This is a genomic window from Clostridium thermosuccinogenes, assembly GCF_002896855.1.
GTDB lineage: Bacteria > Bacillota > Clostridia > Acetivibrionales > DSM-5807 > Pseudoclostridium > Pseudoclostridium thermosuccinogenes.
This window is the reverse complement of record NZ_CP021850.1, coordinates 3,663,601-3,684,923: the sequence shown is the minus strand read 5'-3', so window position 1 is coordinate 3,684,923 and position 21,323 is coordinate 3,663,601. Positions and strand designations below refer to the sequence as shown.

Genomic DNA, 21,323 nt, shown 5'->3' with positions numbered 1-21,323 from the left:
ATTGGGTGATAGGATGACTCATGGATTTGTCAGGGTAGCTGCAGCTGTGCCACGCCTGAAAGTGGCTGACTGTGCATATAATACGAAAAACTTAATCAAGCTCATTCATGAAGCGGAAAGCATGAAGGCGCAATTTGTTGTCTTTCCGGAGCTTTCAATAACAGCATATACCTGCGGTGACCTGTTTCACCAGGAAGCGATTCTGGTGGAATCGGAAAAGCAGCTGGCAAACATACTTGAAAATACCAGGGATACCGGAATTGTAGCTCTCATAGGCATGCCGGTCCGTGCAGACAATCAGCTTTTTAACTGCGGTGTAGCGGTGCAGGGGGGGAAAATCCTCGGCGTGGTGCCTAAAATATATATACCCGGCTACAGTGAATTTTATGAAGAGCGCTGGTTTGCCCCCGGTACCAACAACCTCAGTGATAATGTGGTGTTATGTGGCCAGACGGTGCCCTTTGGTACCGATATATTGTTCGAAGCTCATGACGACTACCGGGTTTGCTTTGGGATGGAAATATGCGAGGACCTGTGGGTTCCGGTACCTCCCAGCTCCTTTCAGGCTTTAGCCGGCGCCAACCTTATTTTTAATCTCTCCGCCAGCAATGAGGTGATCGGAAAATACGAATACAGGAAAAACCTCGTTAAACAGCAATCAGGAAGGTGTATAGCCGGATATGTTTTTGCATCTTCAGGAATAGACGAGTCCACTACCGATGTGGTTTTCGGAGGACATGCGATAATTGCCGAAAACGGAGGCCTGCTGGCAGAATCGCAGAGGTTCAGCCAGGATGAACAGCTGATTTGCAGTGAGATTGATATTCAGAGGCTTGGTAATGACCGGCGCAGGAATACCAGCTTCATGGAAATGCTCCCCCAGAAGAAATATAGAAAAATACCCTTTGAACTGCCGAAGATGGAGTTTGGAAAGCTTTACAGGCAATTTGAGCGGCATCCCTTTGTGCCGTCGGATGTTGGCGTAAGGGATGAAAGATGCAGGGAGATTTTTTCCATACAGACATGCGGACTGGGAAAAAGGATGAGGCATACGGGAGCAAAGCATGCGGTCATAGCTATTTCCGGTGGGTTGGATTCCACCCTTGCGCTGTTGGTTACGGTCAGAACCTTTGACATGCTGGGTCTTCCCAGGGAGAATATAAGGGCCATCACCATGCCTGGATTTGGCACTACCAGTACCACTTATAATAATGCAATGCAGTTTATGAAGTCCATGGGCGTGCATATTAGTGAGATAGATATCCGCCCTGCATGCCTGCAGCATTTCAAGGATATAGGCCATGATGTTAACGATTTTGATATAACCTACGAAAATGTGCAGGCCAGGGAGAGGTTCCAGATATTATTCGACATTGCAAACAAAATCGGCGGACTGGTAATAGGTACGGGGGATTTATCCGAACTGGCCCTGGGATGGTGCACCTATAATGGCGACCACATGTCCAATTATTCAGTGAACTGCAGTATTCCCAAGACCCTGGTTAAGTTCCTTGTCAAATGGGTGGCGGATAACATGGTGGATGAAGCTTCAAGAAAAGTGCTTTACAGCATCCTTGACACTCCGATAAGCCCGGAACTGCTTCCGCCGGATGCCAAAGGAGAAATACAGCAGAAAACCGAGGACATCATCGGGCCGTATGAACTGCATGATTTCTTCCTTTATCATATGATAAGGTACGGCGCTTCGCCGTCCAAGATATTGTTCCTGGCAGAGCAGGCTTTTGACGGCAGTTATTCCAGAGAAACCATAAAAGGATGGCTAAAAGTGTTCTACCGAAGGTTTTTCAGCCAGCAGTTCAAACGTTCATGCCTTCCTGATGGGCCGAAGGTGGGTACGATAAGCTTGTCGCCCAGGGGAGATTGGCGCATGCCGAGCGATGCCCAGGCAAGCTTATGGCTGGAAGAATTGGAGAATATCAGGAATTAAAAGGATAATGGTAACTTGGATGTACTTTTCCCGTCCAAGTTACCATAAAATTATTAAAGATTTTATAAAATTCCCTTGACTTTTATCTAATTCTGTTTTAAAATCTTATATGTTCCTTTGACGGAAAGCAAATATGGTGGGTATAGCTCAGTTGGTTAGAGCGCCAGATTGTGGCTCTGGAGGCCATCGGTTCGAATCCGATTATCCACCCCACAAAAAGAGGTGGGAAGTTGTGATTAATATCCGATTTCGCACTTCTTATATATTGGGATGTAGCCAAGTCGGTAAGGCACCAGACTTTGACTCTGGCATTTCGTAGGTTCGAGTCCTGCCATCCCAGCCAATATGGGCCATTAGCTCAGTAGGCAGAGCACTTGACTTTTAATCAAGGTGTCCCGCGTTCGAATCGCGGATGGCTCACCAGTGGCAATGAGGATCAGTTGTTTCAATGTTTGAAGCAACTGATTTTTCTTTTTGCGGGATTTGGATATTCTCCTCATTCTTTAATCCTTTTTATTCCGCGCACCACCAGGATGCTCGGTATTAGTGTTGATTACCTGTGGAAGCTACCGGCTAAAATGCGCATAAAATGTTGATTTTTCTCTTTGCTTCTCACCTTTAGCATGGCTATGCCCATACTGCAGGTGGAAGCATGGGAAGCTTGTCCCATTGGCATCTCACATGGTATGTATCGCCAATGCCAGGGCATAGTTTTCTGTTTATTTGTGCGATAGCATTTATTATATCTCATGACTGGTGGCCTTATGAAGAAGCGGCATTTCACAAGTTCTATCCATAGACAATACACATGTGGCGGCAAAAACGGCTTGTGCTGGTAGAATATATAAAATTTTGAATGTTTAATCATATAAAATGTGTCAATGGAGATAAATATGCACAAAGTTGACACCAATTGGATGGTAATTTATAATTTTATTTATGCAATATAGAAACTCAATAAAAACTCAGACTAATAAGAAAATAGTTATATCGGCATTTTTAAAGGAAACATTGGAAAAAGATCTGCCAATTAATGTCGATAGTTCTTAAAGAGCCTGGGATTTCTGACTGAAAAGGACATTTTTACAGCCAATATAATGTGCTGAAGCAACATAGCTTTTTTATTTTATAATTATCGGGGTGATCTAATGGACTTTTCACAGATTGTTAAGGATACGTTTGTTCCTATGTTTATAGGTAAAATCCTCTTTATGATCTGTTGCTGCTTGTTAATTATCCTGCTGCAAGGTACAGCAATATTAAATGTGCTGATGGTAGCTGCAGTACTGTATATAATTTGGTATATAAAGGCTCAAATAAAGCCGGATATTTATCTGCTGTTTAACTATATTTTTGTCATTGCGGTAATTCTTATTGCAATAAATGTTGGACAAAGAACTATAAAAGAGGTTCCAGGGCTTTTAACTTTTGTTACGGTTATGGTGGTAATTGATGTAATCAGCTTTTCCAATCTTAGATTTTCGAAATACACCCTGAACAGCGTTGCACTTAATAACAAACCAATTCTGGCTAAACTGCTGATTTTTGCTGATGTAAAGAAGTACCATTTCTATCTGCCTGTTTTCGGCATAGGAGATGTATATTTTTTATCTGTAATACTGACATCGTTGTATAATTTAAACAAAATCTATTTACTTTACGGCAATCTTCTAATATTGTGCGGAACAGCATTGGATGTCGCATTAATCTGGCTTTTCCATAAGAAGGAGAAATTCAAAGGATATCCGGCAACTGTAGGAATGAGTATCTTTACTTATGCTTTCTTCATAATACGATCTTTTACCAATATATAAGCAAAGAGGCTTGAGATTAACGATTCCCTCATCAACCATAAAGAAAAGATAGCAGCATAAATTCTTATTACGTATTGTTGAAAGATCAATAAAGCGAAGCTTGTTAATATCCAGAAGAAAAGGATTGGCATGAAAATCTGCAAGTTGCTTTCATGCGCAAGTTACCAGATAACGGCATTATAAAGCTTTACTATGGAACCTCAGATACTTTCATGGCCTATGCCGAACTTGAGATGGATGCGGTAATGTCCATGATCAAACCTTGCAGGTGCTGATGGTTACATTCAAAAAATATGCTTGCATAAAACACCTCCTACTTTGCAAAACTAGTATCTGGAGGTGTTTTATTATGTCTTTAAATTTAAGTCAAAAAGAGAGAATGCTGCTAAACGATCAGAAAAGCCATGAGCAAATTTGTATCCAAAAATACAATAATTATGCAAGTCAAGCACAAGATCCTGAATTAAAAAGGTTATTCAGTACTTATGCGGGACAGGAACAGCAACACTTGAACACGATCAACCAGATCCTCGCCGGACAGGTTCCGAACACGAATCAGCAGCAAAGTCAGCAGGGTCAGCAAGCCAGTGCCATGAGCCAGGCTCAAACAGCAGGGCAGGTAGGCATGAAAAACCAGAATGATGCAGCCCTTTGCGAAGATATGCTTATGACGGAAAAATATGTTTCCGGAGTGTACAACATATCGATTTTTGAATTTGCCGATGCAAATGTACGGCAGGCGCTGAACCACATACAGAAGGAAGAACAGCAGCACGGAGAAGGTATCTTTAATTACATGAAGAGCCATGGTATGTATAATGTGCAGCAATAACCTGTTTTAGTTCGTAGGCTGTAGGAAGCGAAGCGGAGAAGATGCGGGAATCCTACAGTCTTTTTATATGTCTGGGCATTTGTATGTAAACAGCTTTTGCATCAATGCAGTATCCTATGCCTTCAGATATTTTATACCGGATTTGTACGGCACCTGTATATTGCTTTTTGACGATTTTGACTAATTAGAGCAATGGCGGCACTGTTTTATGGTATAATTTGAATATGGCATGAGAAATCATGCCGGCTAACTAGTGAATTACCAATAGGGTTTTAAGGTCAGTTTTTGATTAGCATATTGACTTTGGCGGAAACTTAAAATTACCACCGCTTAAATGAATCAAAATTTAGGGGTAAAATGGCGGAAAGTCAGTTCAAGCATCCTATGAAGGCTTAATTGCCAGGTATAAAAATTACAGAACTTAAGCGCCGCTGGTACCGGCAGGTGTTCCGCCAAAGAATTTTCCAAGAGAATTCAATATTTTGTGCAGGCAGAAGGGGAGAAGCAGCGATGAACGGCATAATCGGCAGAATCTATGACAATCCGGTGATAGCAGCGCTAAAGAGTGAAGAAGAATTGGAAGATGCGTTAAATTCCAATGTGAATGTGATTTTTGTTTTACATGCCGATATCTTTAATATTAACAGGTTGGTGAGCAGCATTAAGGCGGCAGGGAAATGTGTCCTTATACATATTGATTTTCTGGAGGGTTTAGGAAGGGACAGCAAGGCCCTGGATTATATAGTTGAAACCGTAAAACCTGATGGGATAATAAGCACGAGGAGTGCTCACATAAAGCACGCCAAAGACAGAGGGATATTTACCATTCAGAGATTTTTCATCGTGGATAGCATGTCCTACGATACGGCAGTAAAGTCAATCCATTCTGTACGGCCGGATATGATAGAGATTCTTCCGGGAGTGATGCCTTCGGTGGTAAAACGGATAACGGCTCAGATTCCCATGCCGCTGATTGCCGGAGGGCTTATCGACAACAAGGAGGATATAATTTCGGTGCTCAGTGCGGGAGCCATCGGTGTATCGGTAGGTAAAAAAGAGCTCTGGGGGTTGTAATTGCCATCACCTTTTGATATAATTTATTCGAAATTGTTAGGATGCCTGTTGTGGAAAGTTGCTTAAGACAGGCAAACCTGTTTGGGATATTCCATATAATGTATAACAGAGGATCAAATATCTCAGAACGGGGTTAAAAAGTTGCCAGCTTGCTTTAAATGGCGGTTTGGCAAGCAGAATTGAATATGATGTGTGGAGAAATGGAGTCACATAAGATAGAAGCTTGACCGCTTCTGTTTTGTTGTGGCTTTATTTTTTTGCGGAGAGAGGGGGATCAAATGATTTACGATGCAGTAATCATAGGTGCCGGAGTAACCGGTGCATTCATTGCTAGGAAGTTATCGAGATACAAGCTGGATGTCTGCGTTGTGGAAAAAGAAGAAGATGTGGCAATGGGCGCCAGCAAGGCAAACAGCGGAATTGTGCATGCAGGTTATGATCCTGTACCGGGAAGCCTGAAAGCTTTGATGAATGTTCGGGGAAACAGGCTGATGGAGGATGTATGCAGGGAGCTGGAGGTGCCTTTTAAAAGGACAGGATCTTTAGTGCTGGCTTTTAACGATGAGGACATGAGAAAGCTGGAGGATATACGTCGAAGGGGTGTAGCAAACGGGGTGCCGGGGCTTGAAATATGGAGCGAAGCTCAGATAAAAGAAATGGAACCGGCTGTTGCCGAAAATGTGGTAGGTGCTCTATATGCTCCTACAGCCGGAATTGTTTGTCCCTATGAGCTCACCCTTGGGGCTGTTGAAAATGCGGTGGAAAACGGAGTGGAACTGAAACTCGGCAGTGAAGTTAAAAGCATTGCATTCGAGGATGGGATTTTCAAGCTGCAGTGCAGCAGCGGCCAGATTGAGAGCAGATATATAATCAATGCCGCAGGGTTGTACGCTGACAAAATATCATCCATGGTGGGGGACAACAGCTTTTTTATTATCCCGAGAAGAGGCGAATACCTTCTTATGGATAAAAGCCAGGGAAGCTTGGTAAAAAGGGTGATATTCCAGCCGCCTTCCGCCATGGGAAAAGGCATTCTGGTGACCCCCACGGTAGACGGAAATCTTCTCATAGGGCCAAACGCTCAGGATATACAGGATAAGGAGGATACCTCCACCACACCGGAAGGATTGAGCCAGGTTAAGCAGGGTGCTTTAAAATCCGTACCCACCATTGATATGCATGAAGTCATCACATCCTTTGCAGGACTGAGGGCAAAGCTTGTTGACGAAGATGACTTCATAATAAAGCCGTCTGCTGAAAACAGCCGGTTTATCAATGTGGCAGGCATTGATTCACCAGGGCTTACATCGGCTCCGGCCATAGCAGAGTATGTTGTGGGCGTTATGAAATCACAGGGAGTCATGATGAAAGAAAAAGAGGATTTCAATCCCTTGCGGAAGCGTACCCGGAAATTTACAGAGATGGATGATAGTGAACTAAATGAAGCGATAAGGATAAACCCCGCCTATGGCAGGATAATATGCCGCTGCGAAAAGGTGAGTGAAGGCGAGATAATAGATTCCATAAGAAGAACTGTAGGCGCCAGGTCTCTGGACGGGGTCAAAAGAAGGGTTAGAGCCGGAATGGGACGATGCCAGGGTGGTTTTTGCGCACCGAGGGTGGCGGAGATTTTATCGAGGGAGCTGGGAATTCCCATGGAGGAAGTTACAAAAAGCGGAGGCAATTCCAGAATCCTGACAGGCAGAATAAAGGAGCAGGATTTTTCCGATGGGGGCGATGATAAATGAAGCATGTGGATATTGTTGTTATAGGAGGAGGTCCTGCCGGAATGGCGGCAGCACTGGAAGCCCGTAGATGCGGCGTCAAAAATGTGCTGATTATTGAAAGGGATAAAGAGCTGGGAGGCATACTTCAGCAGTGTATTCACAATGGGTTCGGTCTGCATGTATTTGGGGAGGAGCTGACAGGCCCGGAATACGCATGGAGATTTGAACAGCAGGTAAAGAGCGAAGGCATTGAATATATGCTGAACACCATGGTACTGGAAGTAACTCCCGGCAGGGTGGTGACCGCTGTCAACAGCACAGATGGACTTGTACACATAAAAGCCGGAGCTGTCGTGCTATGCATGGGTTGCAGGGAAAGAACCCGGGGAGCCCTTAACATACCCGGTACGAGACCAGCCGGCATACTGACGGCCGGTGCGGCACAGCGGTTTGTCAATATGGAAGGGTACTTGCCCGGCAAAAAAATCGTGATACTGGGTTCCGGGGATATAGGCATGATAATGGCACGCAGGCTGACTCTGGAAGGTGCACAAGTCAAAATGGTTTGTGAGATCATGCCCCAGTCAAAAGGGCTGATTAGAAACAAAGTGCAATGTCTGGATGACTTTGGCATACCTCTCCGGCTGAGATGCACCGTGGTTAGAATACACGGAAAGGACAGGCTTGAGGGGGTAACTGTGGCTTATGTGGATGAAGACAGGAAACCCATTCCCGAAACCATGGAATATGTGGAATGTGACACCTTGCTGCTTTCAGTGGGTCTGATCCCTGAAAATGAGCTTTCCAGAGAAGCTGGAATAGCAATTGATCCGTCCACCGGCGGGCCATATGTCAGCAAGAATATGGAGACTTCGGTAGAAGGCATATTTGCTTGCGGTAATGTGGTGCATGTGCATGATCTGGTGGATAATGTGACGACGGAAAGCTATATCGCAGGAAGGGCAGCAGCGGAATATGTCCTTGGAATAAAGAAGGGATGATGATTCCGGTGCGAGAGATGATGGTATGCACCGGATTTCAACGGGAATATTAAGGTTTTGGACTGATCATCATAGCGGGTATCCGGGCATGGGATCAACATGGATACGGATATTGCGCGGTAGAAAGGGGAGTTTTTTCATGGGTGAGGCGAGACACCTGACCTGTATTGTATGTCCAAAAGGCTGCAGTATCGAAGCTCTAATAGAAAATGGCCAGATAAAGGAGATTAAGGGGAATAAATGCAAACGAGGCGCTGAATATGCCCGGATGGAATGCATGGACCCCAGAAGAATCCTTACCACTACAGTCAGGGTTTATGGCGGAGAAGCGCCCTTAACCTCGGTAAAGACAGATAAGCCTTTGCCAAAAGGCAAAATCATGGACTGCATGAAGTACCTGAACCAGGTTAGATTAACTGCACCGGTGGCTGTAGGTGATATAGTGGTGGAAAACATACTTGATACAGGGGTGAATATAATAGTTACTAAAAAAGTTGATACGGCCTGTTAAAATATCAAGGCCTATATGTTAGAATTAATATAAAGCGACTTATTGGGACGGTATTTTGACGGTTGTAATTTCATAAATCAAAGCGGGGGGTTGGGCGATGCAGAAAAAGTATATCCTTGCGCTGGATCAGGGTACCACCAGCTCGAGAGCTGTAATTTTCAACAGGAGAAGTGAAATACTGGGCATTAAGAGCGTGCCTCTGAGACAGATTTATCCTGAACCGGGATGGGTGGAGCATGACCCGGAGGAAATATGGAAAGGCCAGTTGGAGGCTCTTCGAGGAGTGATCGAGGACACGGGTATTTCTCCTGAAGAAATTGCATGCATAGGGATAACAAACCAGAGGGAAACGGTTATTGTATGGGATAAGAATACCGGCAGGCCTGTGTACAATGGGATTGTGTGGCAGTGCAGGAGAACAGCCGCAAAATGCGACGAAATCAAAGCCCGAGGCCTTGACACTATGATACGGGATAAGACCGGCCTAGTGGTGGATGCTTACTTTTCCGCGACAAAAATCCAATGGATTCTTGACAACGTGGAAGGGGTCAGGGAAAGAGCTTTAGCAGGAGAGCTTCTGGCAGGAACAGTAGACACATGGCTGGTGTGGAACCTTACGGGAGGACAGCTTCATGTCACGGATTACACCAACGCATCCCGCACCATGCTGTTCAATATAAACACTCTGGAATGGGACAGAGAACTTCTTGAGACATTTGGCATACCGGAAAGCATGCTTCCGAAAGTAATACCGTCTTCCGGCATAGTGGGAGAGACCGTCGAGGAGATATTGGGGGTCAGAATACCCATAAGCGGCATTGCCGGTGACCAGCAGTCCGCACTTTTCGGGCAGGGCTGCTTTGAAAAAGAATGTGCCAAGAATACATACGGAACGGGATGCTTTATATTGATGAACGTAGGAAAAATCCCGGTAAAATCCAATAATAACCTTCTGACCACCATAGCCTGGGGCATAGGGGAAGAAATAGAATATGCCCTGGAAGGAAGCGTATTCAACGCAGGCTCTTCCATACAGTGGCTGAGGGATGAGCTGAAAATAATCGAAACTGCCCGCCAGGCGGATATTGATGCCGAAAAGGTTGATGATACCGGTGGAGTTTATGTGGTTCCGGCATATACCGGATTGGGCGCTCCTTACTGGGACCCATATGCCCGGGGAATCATCATAGGCATAACCAGGGGAACAAGGAGGGAGCACATAATACGGGCGACGCTGGAATCCATAGCTTTTCAAAGCAGGGATGTGTTTGAAGCCATGAAAGCCGATGCCGGCACGGAGGTGAAGGTGCTGCAGGTGGACGGGGGAGTGAGCGTAAGTCCGTTTTGCATGCAGTTCCAGGCTGATATTTTAGGTATCCCGGTAAACCGACCCGCCGTGACGGAAACCACCGCCCTGGGTGCGGCCCACCTTGCCGGTCTTGCTGTGGGAATATGGAAGGATAAGCTGGATATCCGAAAGGAGTTCGCCGAAGGCAAGACCTTTATGCCTGCAATGGATGAAAAGACCAGGGAAGACAAGTATGCCAGGTGGAAAAGAGCTGTGGAAAGGTCAAGGAACTGGGTTGCAGAATAAATTTTAAAACGCCGGAAATTATGAGTTTCCGGCGTTTGCTATGTCTGTGAGATTTAAATTCTTGTTTTTTTCCAGAGCCCAGTTGATGGACCATTCGTTTTCAAACAGCAGCACATACCTTTCATGCTTGTCGCGGACTATCATGGTGGAACTGGTCAAATTAAGGGTTTTCGGGTCAACATTTCCTTCTATCCAGCGGGCGAATCTGTAGGAAAGATGCTGAATGCGAAGGTCAACTCCGTACTCATGCTTCAGCCGGTGCTCCAAAACTTCCAGCTGGAGGGCTCCAACAACTCCTACGATCAAGGATTCTATGCCGATATCCACCTGCTTGAACACCTGCACTGCGCCTTCCTGGGAAAGCTGCTCTATTCCCTTGACAAACTGTTTTCGCTTCATGGAGTCCGCCGGTGTAACCCTGGCGAAATTTTCTGCCGGGAATATGGGTATACCGTCGAATTTGATATTGGGGTCGCCTTCGGTCAGAGTATCGCCCAGGCTGAATATGCCGGGATCAAAAACTCCTATGATATCTCCGGGATAGGCTTCCTCTACTATGGTTCGTTCCTGGGCCATGAACTGCTGCGGCTGTGACAGCCTTACTTTTTTTCCGGCCTGCACATGGAAAACCTCCATACCGCGGGTGAAACGGCCTGAGCATATCCTGATGAAAGCTATCCTGTCCCTGTGGGTGGGATTCATATTAGCCTGGATCTTGAACACGAAACCGAAAAACTTCTCGCTTTCGGGGTCGATTTCACCTTTGGCGCATGTCCTTATTCCCGGAGGCGGAGCGAGATTGAGAAACTCTTCAAGGAACGGCTGTACCCCAAAATTGGTCATGGCGCTTCCGAAAAATATCGGAGTCAACTCCCCATGCATGACCTTTTCCCTGTCAAATTCATCTCCGGCCATGTCGAGAAGCTCGATTTCCTCACAGAGCCGGTCATGATAATGCTTGCCCAGCAGATCAGCAAATACCGGGTCGTCCACTTGTCCCTTTAAGGAAGATACCGCGGTCTGACCGTGATTTCCGCCGTTAAAAAGCTCAATCTGGGACAGCTTTCTGTTGTAGACGCCTTTGAAATCGCCGTCTGTTCCAATCGGCCAGTTCATAGGATATGAGCGTATGCCCAGCACTCTTTCTATTTCTTCCATCAATTCAAAAGGGTCCTTGCTCGCCCTGTCCATCTTGTTGATGAAGGTAAATATGGGAATTCCCCTCATTTTACATACATGAAAGAGCTTTATTGTCTGTTCCTCAACGCCCTTTGCCCCGTCAATAAGCATGACGGCACTGTCGGCCGCTATGAGCGTCCGGTAGGTATCTTCGCTGAAATCCTGGTGTCCCGGGGTGTCAAGAATGTTTATACAAAAATTGTTATATTCGAACTGAAGAACACTGGAGGTAACGGATATACCTCTTTGCTTTTCGATTTCCATCCAGTCGGATACGGCATGTTTGGCGGCTTTTCTTGCCTTGACCGAGCCTGCCAGCCTTATTGCTCCCCCATACAGAAGAAGCTTTTCCGTCATGGTGGTTTTACCGGCGTCGGGATGGGATATTATGGCGAATGTTCTTCTTCTTGCTACTTCGTTGGATATCTTTTCTTTTAAATCCTGCATTTCTAATCCTCTTTCCATGGCTATTTCATATAGTCTATCTGCTAAATATTATTTTTTATACCCTATCGATTATTCGGTGCCTGTTTTATGTCATAAGCAATTTGAAACTTTATGCTATAATATATAAATACCGGTTTTTTGCTTCTTAGTTATGACTGCATGACGGATATCTGTCAGAGTTCCGCTGCGTCGTTAATAAACTGTTTTGCTTGTGGAGTAAATCAACCGGCAATGGACGTATAGATTGTGCAAAAAGGGACGGCATGGCCATCATCCTTTGCATGAATCCAACTTGTTTTGCATTTTAATGATTCTTAAGGCACTTAAACATTTTATATTATAGCCATGGGTTCTGTCAATTAACAGTGGCTTTGATTAAAAGCGTACTGAGTTGGGTATGAAGGAATTTGTGTTTCATGCATAGAATAAAATAAGAGAAGCAATAACTATAACTACCGCAAATTCCGATTTGCATGGACGCATAGATTGTGAAAGAGGGCGATTTGAAATTGATAAAGATAACCTTAGCAGACGGAAGGAAAATAGATGTTCCTGAAGGAACCATGCTGCTTGATCTGAGCAAGGATTTTGCAAATGAATACAGAGCGCTCATTGTGGCGGCAAAAGTGGATAATGATATAAAGGAACTGACATATAGGCTGGAAGAACCCTGCAGCGTCGAATTCATCGATTTGACCGACGAAGACGGAATGCGCATTTACAGGAGAAGCCTGCACTTTTTATTGATAAAGGCTGCTCATGACCTTTTTCCCGACAGAAAAGTAATAATCGACCATTCCATTAGTAAAGGGATATATTGTGAGATAATCGGAAAAAAAGAACTGACTTCCGATGAGGTGAAAAGGCTGGAGCAGCGTATGGCAGAGCTGGTGGAAGCAAAAATTCCTTTTATCAAACGGGAAGTTCCCATAGATGAAGCCAGAGAAATTTTTATTAAAAATAACAGGATGGACCGCTTCCAGATTATAGAGCACAGAAAGAAGCCCTATGTCACCATGTACAGGTGCGATGACCTGGATGATTATTTTTACGGATACATGGTTCCCGATACAGGGTATTTGAAGGTATTCTCCCTCAAGTACTATCCTCCGGGCCTTATAATGCTTTTCCCTGAAAAGTCGAATCCGGATGTTCTTCCTGAGTTTGAAGAGCAGAAGAAGTTGTTTAATGTGTTCTCGGAATATACAAGGTGGGGCCGCATTCTGGGCGTTGATACGGTGGGAGAGCTAAACAATATTGTGGCGTCAGGCCGGATTGGCGACCTTATCAGAGTCTCCGAGGCCATACATGAAAAGAAGATAGCTCAGATTGCCGACATGATTACCGGGAGCAGCCATAAAAAACGAGTCGTGCTGATTTCCGGTCCGTCCTCATCAGGTAAGACAACCTTCGCCCAGAGGCTGTCAATCCAGCTGAGGGTCAATGGTGTAAGACCGGTTACCATATCCCTGGACGATTATTTTGTGGACAGGGAGCATACTCCCAGGGACGAGAAAGGAGAATTGGATTTTGAAGCCTTGGAATCCATTGACGTGGAGCTGTTCAATCTGCACCTGGCCAGCCTTATAAGCGGTCTGGAGGTGGAAGTCCCCATCTTTGATTTTCCCACTGGGAGAAGAGGGAACGTCGGGAGAAAATTGAAAATCGAAGAAGATCAGATATTGATTATAGAAGGTATCCATGGCCTCAATGAGAAGCTCACATCCACGATAAAAAGGGAGGACAAATTCAAAATATATGTGAGCGCATTAACCTCCATGAATATTGACGATCATAACAGGATACCTACGACGGATGCGAGGTTTATAAGAAGGATCGTAAGGGATTACCAGTTCAGAGCCAGTTCTGCCGAGGACACTATCAAACGGTGGCCTTCGGTAAGAAGGGGTGAAACCAGGAACATATTCCCCTTCCAGGAGGAAGCGGATGTAATGTTCAACTCATCGCTGATTTATGAGTTGGGTGTGCTAAAGGTCTTTGCCGAGCCCCTGCTCAGCAAAATCGACAGATCCTGCAGGGAGTATTCGGAGGCAAAAAGGCTTCTGGAATTTTTGGGGAATTTCCTGCCCATTGACCATAAGGAGATACCCAATAATTCGATAATACGGGAATTCATCGGTGGCAGTGTTTTTTACGGCATGTGAGGCATTGGCTTTTGTGCCGGCGGGTTCAATCTGGCATAAAAGGGGTGGCTAACCACCCCTTTGTAAATATCTTATATCTATTGCATTATTTTTCCGGTAAGAAAGTAGCGCAGTCGGTATCCTGTGAGTCAGCCGCATTCCTTGGCTGTACTTCTATTTGCTCAGCTGCGCAGTAATCACCGCTGGTATAGTAATGGCAAGTGTTAACCACACATTTAATAGAATGGTTGGGATGGTCCATCTTTTTAACCCGCATTCAGTTTCCCTCCTTGAATATTATTTCTTTATTATTATTTTCTCAGGCTCATAAATTATTCGGCAGTATGTTTAGCAAAAGTACTTGGAATTGGTGCGGTAAACGACATGAGGAATAATTGGATGATGATTTTTTCAAAAGACCGGTAATTTATGTTGTTGTGTACTGCTTATAAATGCTATATAATGAAAATTAAATATATTTTATTTTTTCACATCTGGAAGATATAGGCATGAAACTTTTCACAGCATTCCGGAATAAAGTTGAGGTGTTCTATGAAGCTCAGGGAAGTAATCGGCATTCTTGATGCAGAAATTCTATCATGCGAAGAAAATCTCGATATAGACATCAAGTCAGCCTGCGGCTCGGATTTGATGAGTGATGTCATGGCTTATGTGAAGGACAGCGTCCTCCTGCTGACAGGCCTGGTAAATCCTCAGGTAATACGCACTGCTGAGATGATGGACATAAAGGTGGTTGTGTTTGTAAGAGGTAAGAATCCCGGAGAGAACATCATAGACCTTGCCAAAGAAAAAGGGATTTCGGTTTTGACAACGAAGCTGCCCATGTTTATTGCCTGCGGAAAGCTCTACAGTGCAGGTCTTACAGGAAGAGGTGCATGGGATTGAGCGGAGCTTCACTAAAACTTCATTATGACATACCTGCAGACGACTTTTCCCTTGCAGGAGAGGCTTCCAGCAATGTAAAGAAAGTCCTCAGCCAGCTGGGTATTAGTCCCGCGCTGATAAAGAAGACTACGGTATCCATGTATGAAGCGGAAATAAATGCTGTAATTCATGCCGGCGGCGGGACTGCCGATATAGATATTAGCCCGGAAAAAATTGTAGTAGAAATAACAGATCATGGACCAGGGATAGAAGACGTTGAACTGGCAATGCAGGAAGGCTACTCTACCGCTCCTGACAGCGTAAGGGAACTGGGTTTTGGCGCCGGAATGGGACTTCCCAACATGAAACGCTACTCGGATGAAATGATCATAGATACAGAAGTCGGAAAAGGAACTAAAGTTACAATGATAGTGTATTTAAAATAGATGGGACTATAGAGGCACTTAAATGCTCGATGATTAATGCATGTTGATTTGCATATGCGGGAAATGTCGGATGGAATGTTAATAAATTAACAACCGATCAACTATAACCCGGGGGTGATTCCATGGGAACATATTTTCACTCTGTAACGCTGGATGAGGAGAGTTGCAGGGGTTGTACCAACTGTATAAAGCGTTGCCCCACCGAGGCGATAAGGGTAAGAAAAGGCAAGGCGAGGATTATCAACGAACGCTGCATAGATTGCGGAGAATGCATCCGCATATGCCCTTATCATGCAAAAAAAGCGATAAGTGATCCTTTCGGCCTGATTTATGCGTATAAGTACAGGGTTGCAATACCGGCTCCTACCTTGTATGGGCAGTTTAAAGCTAATATCACCAGAAGGCAATTGCTTACGGCCTTAAAAATGATCGGTTTCGATGAAGTTTATGAAGTAGCAAAAGGGGCAGAGATTGTATCCGCTGCTACAAGGGAGCTTCTTGAGAAAACTGATGTCAAAAAACCCCTAATTTCTTCAGCATGTCCTGCGGTGGTCAGGCTTATACAGGTGAGGTTTCCGAACCTTATCAATAACATATTGAGATTGGACTCCCCTATGGAGGTTACAGCCAAAATGGCCAAGGAAAAGATCAGCAGGGATAAAGGGATTCGCGGAGAAGATATAGGAGTTTTCTTTATAACTCCGTGCGCTGCAAAGGTCACCAGCATTAAGGCTCCCTATGGCAAAACCAGTTCTTATGTCAATGGAGCGATTTCCATAAAGGATATTTATCTGAAAGTCCTCAGCAAACTGGATAAAGCCGCCGGAAAAGCCGAAGATTTCGACCTGGCCGGGTATGACGGAGTACGATGGGCTAATTCGGGAGGAGAAAGCCTCGCTTTGGGAACCGATAAATTTCTTGCAGTAGATGGAATTCATAATGTCATAGCAATTCTTGACGATGTTGAAGACGACAGGCTGGAGGATGTGGAGTTTATAGAAGCTTTGGCATGTACGGGAGGCTGCCTGGGAGGACCGTTGACGGTAGAAAATCTGTATGTGGCAAAGAACAGGTTTAAAAGGATTCTGGATGAGATGAAAGCCGATGCCGTGGTGAAGGACAGCCCCGAAAAATACAAGGATGAAGTGGACGTACTGGGGGTTATTGAACACAGGCCTGTGATGAAGCTGGATGATGATATTCAGAAAGCCATGGAGATGATGGCGAATATGAAAAATATCTATGCTGAGCTTCCTGGCCTGGATTGTGGAGCATGCGGAGCACCCAGCTGCAAGGCTCTGGCGGAGGATATCGTAAGGGGAAATGCGGATGAAACGGATTGCATATTCAAGCTCAGGGAAAAAGTCAGGAACCTTGCTGCACAGATGATAGAGCTTGAAGACAAGATGCCTCCAGTGATGGACAGGGTAAGAAAGAAAAACAGATAACATAAATTTTAAAGCAAAAATAAGAATTTGAAGACCAGGTGCTAAAATCCAATAAACAAAAGGAGATTGATGATATGAAAGTACGGGATTTCGCAGTACAAATGGGAATGAGGATTCTCACGGAGGATGCCGGCATGGATAAGGATGTATCCGGCATATATACCTGTGACCTTCTAAGCTGGGTTATGTCCCACGCTTCGTCGGGAGATGCATGGATAACTGTACAATCCCACATCAATATAGTCGCAGTTGCCCTGCTTACAGGGATAAGCTGCATTATACTGCCGGAAGGAGTTTGTGCCGATGAAGCGACCATAAACAAGGCAAAGCAGGAAGGAATAGCGATATTGGGCACCGAAATGACTGCCTATGAAGTGTGCTTCAGGAGCAGAGAGCTTTTGGCCGGAAAGTGAATTTCTCCCCATCTCTATAAGGGATGGGCTTCTTGGCTTTATTAATTGAGCGATTCTTATAAAATGAAGGTCAATGACGATGCAAATCAATGATGATGTAAAAAGCCGCTTTTGCGCTGGATATAAATTCATTAAGGCTATTGCAAAACGGGTTTGAACCCAGGAATCAATATTAAAACAGGGGGCAAATATGAAGGCAGCCGTAGACCTGCATATTCACACTGCACTGTCGCCGTGCGCGGAGGATGACATGACTCCTAATAATATAGCTGGTATGGCCTGGCTGAAAGGGCTGGACATCATTGCGGTAACAGACCACAATGCATCCATGAACTGCGCGGCGGTATCGATGTGTGCAAAGGAAAGAGGCATCCTTGTGATTCCCGGCATGGAAGTGGAGACCAGAGAGGAAGTGCATCTGGTATGCTTGTTTCCATCCGTAGAATCAGCACTTAAGATGCAGGAACTGGTTCATGCCGCCCTGCCGGATATTGATAACAGGGAGGATGTCTTTGGCAGGCAGTTGATAATGGATAGGGATGACGGCATAGCCGGATGTTTTCAAAAGCTGCTGATAACCGCCGCAGACCTCAGTGTGGACGATGTTTTTGAAAAGGTGGATTTGCTTGGGGGAACGGTTATCCCAGCCCATGTAGACAGGGAATCCTACAGTATTTTGTCAAACCTCGGCATTATTCCCGATTATCTTGGAATAAAAACTCTGGAAATATCCAATGAATGCGATTTGCAGGTCTTCTTGAACAGGCATTCTCACCTTAGGGAACATAATTTCATCAAGTCTTCAGATGCCCACCGCCTGGGAGATATATTGGAGAGGTCAAGCTTTCTGGAGCTGGAGGAGATAAGTGCCCCTTGCCTGATTGAAACGCTGAAGAAAAGAAGATTATAAAAGGCTTTAGGGTTTCATTGACAAATCTCTGCAAGAAATATAAAATTAAAAATACTTTGTATTTTTTTTAAGGGGGAGGCAGCATTAATGCCTATAAAAGTACCAAATGATCTTCCGGCTGTGGAAGTGCTAAATAATGAGAACATTTTTGTAATGGACGAGTTCAGGGCTTATCACCAGGACATTAGACCTCTTAGAATCGCAATACTAAATCTGATGCCGAAAAAAATAGAAACTGAGACTCAGATTCTCAGATTGCTTGGCAATTCACCGCTGCAGGTGGATATTGTGTTGCTTCATCCTAGAACCCATGTGTCTAAAAATACTCCCCAGGAGTATTTAATTAAATTCTATAATACCTTTGACGACATAAAGGACCAGAAGTTTGACGGAATGATAATAACAGGAGCCCCTGTGGAGCTGATGGATTTCGAACAGGTGGATTACTGGGAAGAGCTAAAGGAGATAATGGACTGGAGTGTGCACAATGTGTATTCCACCTTCCATATCTGCTGGGGAGCTCAGGCAGGGCTTTATCACCACTATCGCATCCCCAAGTACCGGCTTGACAAGAAGATGTTTGGTGTATTTGACCATACGGTAAGCAAAAAGAATGTGAAGCTGCTGAGGGGTTTTGACGATGTCTTTAAAGCTCCCCATTCACGGCATACCGAGGTTAAGAAGGCCGACATTGAACGGGTGCCGGGGCTGGAAATCCTGTCGGAATCCAGTGAAGCGGGAGTATACATAGTTGTCGCCCGTCAGGGAAGGCAGATATTTGTTACGGGACATTCAGAATATGATCCCCTAACTTTGAAGTCAGAGTATGACAGGGATGTAGCCAAGGGCTTGGAAATAGAGCCTCCTAAGAATTATTTTCCCGGTGATGATCCTTCAAAGGCCCCGATAGTTTCATGGCGGTCCCATGCAAACCTGCTGTTTGCCAACTGGCTGAACTATTATGTATATCAGGAGACACCTTACGATCTGAGTAAAATAGAGTAAATGCAGCATAAGCTGCATTTTTTATATGCCCTAGAGGCTAAAAGGCTGGTACAGCTTTAAAAAATCGCAAGTGGAAAATATATACAATTATGTTGCGCTCATTAAGTATATACGCCGACCCTAGATAATAGGGCATTTCTGTATACAATAAACGTTTGTGGTTGCTCGAAATGCTGATACATTTGTTGCTTTCAGGAAAATATTAATCCGCAGAATTATTAAATTCTGTTGTATTTTACTATTAAATTTGATATAATATGAACGGTGATTGTGAAGTATTTAACAACTGATGCAAATTTCTTGACAAACTATCAACAACCAAATTATTAGGGGGGTATAACGAATGAGTACTACCAAATGCTGCTGTGGGCAAGTTGACGAAAGAGAGCTGAAGCTGCAGGAAATCATTGATAAGTATAAGAACACCAAGGGTGCGCTTATTCCGGTTCTGCATGAAGCTCAGGAAGTATACGGTTATTTGCCGTTAAGCGTCCAGAAAAAGATTTCTGAAGGTTTAGATATACCACTCAGCGAAGTATATGGAGTCATAACATTCTACACACAGTTTTCATTAAATCCCAAGGGAAAATACAAGATTCAACTTTGCATGGGCACAGCCTGCTATGTTAAAGGTTCAAACCTGATTCTTGAAAAGCTCAAGGAGATGCTTGGCATAGATGTAGGAGAGTGCACCGAGGACGGCAAGTTCTCTCTGGAAGCATGCAGATGCATTGGCGCTTGTGGTTTGGCACCAGTTATGATGATTAATGATGATGTTTACGGAAAATTGGTTCCGGATGATATCAAAGGTATAATTGAAAAGTACAAGAATATGTAGTTTAATCGCACAAATTGATCTAATATAAAAAACCATATCTATATTATCTTTTTTACAATAAATTTTAAGCAGATTATAAAAAGCAACAGTACATTATAAAATCAGAATTTTGCTGAACAATGCCATGAGATTATACACAATTTACGGACTTAAGTTTGCTTTAATCGAGGGTTAAAATGAGGGATTTATCGCTGCATCTTATGGATATAATTCAGAACTCCATAACTGCTAAAGCCAGCCGTATCTATATTACATTCGATGCTGACAAAAGCATGGATATATTGAAAATGACTGTAGCCGATAATGGGACAGGAATGGACGAGGAGCTGGTAAAAAGGGTTATGGATCCCTTTGTCACTTCGAGAGATACAAGAAAAGTAGGTCTGGGAATTCCGCTTCTGGCAGCTTCCTGTGAGAGATCGTCGGGAAGCTTGAGCATTGATTCCGCTAAAGGGAATGGCACTGTATTAATGGCAAGTTTTAAGCTATCCCATATAGACAGGCCTCCTCTGGGAGATATTTCAGAAACCATCGCGACCGTGGTCTCATCAAACCCCGAGGTAGAGGTGGAATTTAAGCTCACCAGCCCCAATGGCAGTTTTGAGTTCAGCACAGAGGAGATAAAGCAAAAGCTTGGTGAAGTTCCCATAACTCATTATGAGGTTTTGGCATGGATTAAAGAGTATTTAAATGAAGGCGTTAAGATAACGTTTGGAGGTGTATTGGATGAAATCTATTGCTGAGTTGGAAGAGATAAGAAGGAAGACTCTGGATGAAATCAATATGAGAAAAAACAAGGACGGAATAAGAATAGTTGTGGGTATGGCTACATGCGGTATCGCCGCCGGAGCAAGGCCTGTGATGAATGCTTTCCTTGAAGAACTCAAAAAGAGGAATATCAATAATGTTAATGTTGTGATGACTGGCTGCATAGGAGTCTGCCGCCTTGAACCGATAGTTGAGGTTATCAATCCGGACGGTGAAAAAGTGACATACGTTAAAATGACTCCTGAGAAGGCCGTCAGGATTGTAGCCGAACATATAGTTAACGGAAGAGTATGCACCGAGTATACCATAGGAGCAGCTGAAAAATAGTTTGGAGGGGTG

At 44.3% G+C, this 21,323-nt stretch carries 20 protein-coding genes, 3 tRNA genes and 1 pseudogene; 22 read left to right on the top strand and 2 right to left on the bottom strand.

All coding sequences use genetic code 11. The features are described 5' to 3' along the window. Window positions 1-13 precede the first annotated feature (13 nt). The 12 genes and pseudogenes from CDO33_RS16250 to glpK all read left to right on the top strand — a co-directional run bounded on the left by CDO33_RS16250 (window position 14) and on the right by glpK (window position 10,501). Window positions 14-1,948: an NAD(+) synthase gene (locus tag CDO33_RS16250; protein WP_103079693.1), complete on the top strand. Its 1,935-nt coding sequence runs from the start codon at window positions 14-16 to the stop codon at window positions 1,946-1,948. Between the two features lie 136 nt (window positions 1,949-2,084). After that, window positions 2,085-2,161: transfer RNA gene (locus tag CDO33_RS16245), tRNA-His, on the top strand. 53 nt (window positions 2,162-2,214) lie between these two features. Next, window positions 2,215-2,291, top strand: a tRNA-Gln gene (locus tag CDO33_RS16240). Between the two features lie 4 nt (window positions 2,292-2,295). Beyond that, window positions 2,296-2,371: transfer RNA gene (locus tag CDO33_RS16235), tRNA-Lys, on the top strand. An 842-nt stretch (window positions 2,372-3,213) separates the two neighbouring features. Continuing rightward, window positions 3,214-3,762, top strand: coding sequence for a hypothetical protein (locus CDO33_RS16230; RefSeq protein ID WP_161496724.1), 549 nt, complete (start codon window positions 3,214-3,216; stop codon window positions 3,760-3,762). 152 nt (window positions 3,763-3,914) lie between these two features. Beyond that, complete coding sequence (locus tag CDO33_RS21520) at window positions 3,915-4,037, top strand: hypothetical protein (RefSeq protein WP_274540213.1); 123 nt, start codon at window positions 3,915-3,917, stop codon at window positions 4,035-4,037. A gap of 74 nt (window positions 4,038-4,111) precedes the next feature. Continuing rightward, the gene (locus tag CDO33_RS16225) at window positions 4,112-4,594 is read left to right on the top strand and encodes a spore coat protein (RefSeq protein ID WP_103079691.1); all 483 of its coding nucleotides are present in this window, start codon (window positions 4,112-4,114) and stop codon (window positions 4,592-4,594) included. A 396-nt stretch (window positions 4,595-4,990) separates the two neighbouring features. Continuing rightward, a complete protein-coding gene (locus CDO33_RS16220; RefSeq protein WP_242973775.1) occupies window positions 4,991-5,668 on the top strand; it encodes a glycerol-3-phosphate responsive antiterminator in 678 nt (225 codons plus the stop codon). Between the two features lie 281 nt (window positions 5,669-5,949). Continuing rightward, window positions 5,950-7,416, top strand: a complete 1,467-nt coding sequence (locus tag CDO33_RS16215; RefSeq protein ID WP_202849463.1) for an NAD(P)/FAD-dependent oxidoreductase — start codon at window positions 5,950-5,952, stop codon at window positions 7,414-7,416. Continuing rightward, window positions 7,413-8,381 (top strand): annotated as a pseudogene (locus tag CDO33_RS16210) (NAD(P)/FAD-dependent oxidoreductase); the annotation flags it as partial. The gene CDO33_RS16215 and the pseudogene CDO33_RS16210, both read left to right, overlap by 4 nt. 154 nt (window positions 8,382-8,535) lie before the next feature. Beyond that, window positions 8,536-8,907, top strand: a complete 372-nt coding sequence (locus CDO33_RS16205) for a DUF1667 domain-containing protein (protein WP_103079687.1) — start codon at window positions 8,536-8,538, stop codon at window positions 8,905-8,907. A 97-nt stretch (window positions 8,908-9,004) separates the two neighbouring features. Further along, window positions 9,005-10,501 (top strand): glycerol kinase GlpK, encoded by a 1,497-nt coding sequence (glpK, locus tag CDO33_RS16200; RefSeq protein ID WP_103079686.1) that lies wholly within the window; start codon window positions 9,005-9,007, stop codon window positions 10,499-10,501. A gap of 18 nt (window positions 10,502-10,519) precedes the next feature. On the opposite strand, the gene CDO33_RS16195 is transcribed toward glpK, so the two are convergent. Next, entirely contained in the window at window positions 10,520-12,127 is a 1,608-nt protein-coding gene (locus CDO33_RS16195; RefSeq protein ID WP_103079685.1) for a peptide chain release factor 3, read from the bottom strand. A gap of 503 nt (window positions 12,128-12,630) precedes the next feature. Here CDO33_RS16195 and CDO33_RS16190 point away from each other — a divergent pair. After that, entirely contained in the window at window positions 12,631-14,292 is a 1,662-nt protein-coding gene (locus CDO33_RS16190; protein WP_479690666.1) for a uridine kinase family protein, read from the top strand. Between the two features lie 85 nt (window positions 14,293-14,377). Here CDO33_RS16190 and CDO33_RS16185 read toward each other — a convergent pair whose 3' ends face one another. Further along, the gene (locus CDO33_RS16185; RefSeq protein WP_103079683.1) at window positions 14,378-14,548 is read right to left on the bottom strand and encodes a DUF1540 domain-containing protein; all 171 of its coding nucleotides are present in this window, start codon (window positions 14,546-14,548) and stop codon (window positions 14,378-14,380) included. Between the two features lie 275 nt (window positions 14,549-14,823). Between CDO33_RS16185 and CDO33_RS16180 the strand changes: the two genes are divergently transcribed. From CDO33_RS16180 to CDO33_RS16140, 9 genes are all read left to right on the top strand, one after another. Continuing rightward, window positions 14,824-15,177 (top strand): DRTGG domain-containing protein, encoded by a 354-nt coding sequence (locus CDO33_RS16180; RefSeq protein ID WP_103079682.1) that lies wholly within the window; start codon window positions 14,824-14,826, stop codon window positions 15,175-15,177. Beyond that, window positions 15,168-15,602 carry an ATP-binding protein gene (locus CDO33_RS16175; protein ID WP_103079681.1) on the top strand — a complete coding sequence of 145 codons (435 nt, stop codon included), beginning with the start codon at window positions 15,168-15,170 and terminating at the stop codon, window positions 15,600-15,602. Before CDO33_RS16180 ends, CDO33_RS16175 begins: the two co-directional genes overlap by 10 nt. Window positions 15,603-15,724: 122 nt before the next feature. Beyond that, complete coding sequence (locus CDO33_RS16170) at window positions 15,725-17,050, top strand: [Fe-Fe] hydrogenase large subunit C-terminal domain-containing protein (protein WP_103079680.1); 1,326 nt, start codon at window positions 15,725-15,727, stop codon at window positions 17,048-17,050. A 74-nt stretch (window positions 17,051-17,124) separates the two neighbouring features. After that, a complete protein-coding gene (locus tag CDO33_RS16165; RefSeq protein WP_103079679.1) occupies window positions 17,125-17,463 on the top strand; it encodes an AraC family transcriptional regulator in 339 nt (112 codons plus the stop codon). 190 nt (window positions 17,464-17,653) lie between these two features. Further along, on the top strand, window positions 17,654-18,373 hold the full coding sequence (locus tag CDO33_RS16160) for a PHP domain-containing protein (protein ID WP_103079678.1): 720 nt from the start codon (window positions 17,654-17,656) through the stop codon (window positions 18,371-18,373). 87 nt (window positions 18,374-18,460) lie between these two features. Next, a complete protein-coding gene (gene metA, locus CDO33_RS16155; protein ID WP_103079677.1) occupies window positions 18,461-19,378 on the top strand; it encodes a homoserine O-acetyltransferase MetA in 918 nt (305 codons plus the stop codon). Between the two features lie 343 nt (window positions 19,379-19,721). Next, window positions 19,722-20,216, top strand: coding sequence for an NADH-quinone oxidoreductase subunit NuoE (gene nuoE / locus CDO33_RS16150; protein ID WP_103079676.1), 495 nt, complete (start codon window positions 19,722-19,724; stop codon window positions 20,214-20,216). Between the two features lie 176 nt (window positions 20,217-20,392). After that, window positions 20,393-20,959 (top strand): ATP-binding protein, encoded by a 567-nt coding sequence (locus tag CDO33_RS16145; RefSeq protein WP_103079675.1) that lies wholly within the window; start codon window positions 20,393-20,395, stop codon window positions 20,957-20,959. Continuing rightward, on the top strand, window positions 20,943-21,311 hold the full coding sequence (locus CDO33_RS16140) for a (2Fe-2S) ferredoxin domain-containing protein (protein WP_103079674.1): 369 nt from the start codon (window positions 20,943-20,945) through the stop codon (window positions 21,309-21,311). The genes CDO33_RS16145 and CDO33_RS16140 overlap by 17 nt, the downstream gene beginning before the upstream one ends. Window positions 21,312-21,323 lie beyond the last annotated feature (12 nt).